Origin of the sequence: Maribellus maritimus (assembly GCF_022267315.1) — a bacterium.
In the GTDB taxonomy this organism is placed as follows: Bacteria; Bacteroidota; Bacteroidia; order Bacteroidales; family Prolixibacteraceae; genus Draconibacterium; species Draconibacterium maritimum.
In genome coordinates, this window is record NZ_JAIKLE010000149.1 from 1 (window position 1) to 984 (window position 984).

Annotated in this window: 1 protein-coding gene and 1 pseudogene; both read left to right on the top strand. The window is 42.2% G+C overall.

The genetic code is table 11. The features are described 5' to 3' along the window. Positions 1-332, top strand: a pseudogene (locus tag K5G00_RS29455) (hypothetical protein); the annotation flags it as partial. Between the two features lie 44 nt (positions 333-376). Further along, the coding region (locus K5G00_RS29460; RefSeq protein ID WP_238770222.1) for a sulfatase-like hydrolase/transferase at positions 377-984 on the top strand (608 nt) is incomplete at its 3' end.

Genomic DNA, 984 nt, shown 5'->3' on the forward strand with positions numbered 1-984 from the left:
AAACCTTTTTATACTATTACCGGAAGAACAGTCTGGAAGCTGTTCGTCACGGTTCGTGGAAACTTGTATTCCCTCACCCCGGCAGAACTTACGAAGGTTTTCAACCGGGTAACGATGGAACCCCCGGGCCACTGAATAACAATTTTCCGTTTGAAGGTGGATTGTATGATTTACGCCGCGATCCGGGAGAACGGTATGACGTTGGCGAATCGAATCCTGAAATTGTGAAAATGCTTAAAAAAATTGCTGAAGAGGCCCGCCTCGATTTGGGGGATGATTTAACCGGTAATCCCGGGAAAAACCGTCGGGAACCCGGAAAAGTTGCAAACTGAATTTCAGAAAACCATACAGCTGAATAATTTATAAAATATTGAATATGAGACCTATTGCCATATTAATTACAATCGTTTCCCTTTTATTAATTTCTGTATTTTCTTTTGGAAAAGGAAGCGAGGATGCTGCCAGACCCAATGTTATCATAATTTACACCGATGACCAGGGCGCAATTGATTTAAACTGTTTTGGTGCAACCGATTTACTCACTCCCAATATGGATAAACTGGTAAAAAGCGGCATTAAATTTACTCAGTTTTACGGCGCTCCCATCTGTTCTCCTTCAAGAGCCGGGTTACTCACAGGAAAAACACCACAGCGTGCAGGCGTACCGGGAAACGTGAGCTCTTTGGATGATAGTGCCGGAATGCCTTCAGAACAATATACAATTGCCGAAATGTTTAAAGATGCAGGATACAAAACTGCACACATTGGCAAATGGCATTTGGGGCATGGTAAAGAAAAACAACCCAATGCCCAGGGTTTTGATTACTCCTTTGGCCATTTTGTTGGGTGTATCGATAATTATTCGCATTTTTTTTATTGGCAGGGACCTAACCGGCATGATTTATATCGCAACGGAGAAGAAATTTTTTACCCCGGCGATTATTTTCCGGATTTAATGGTAAAAGAAGCTTCTGGATTTCTGGA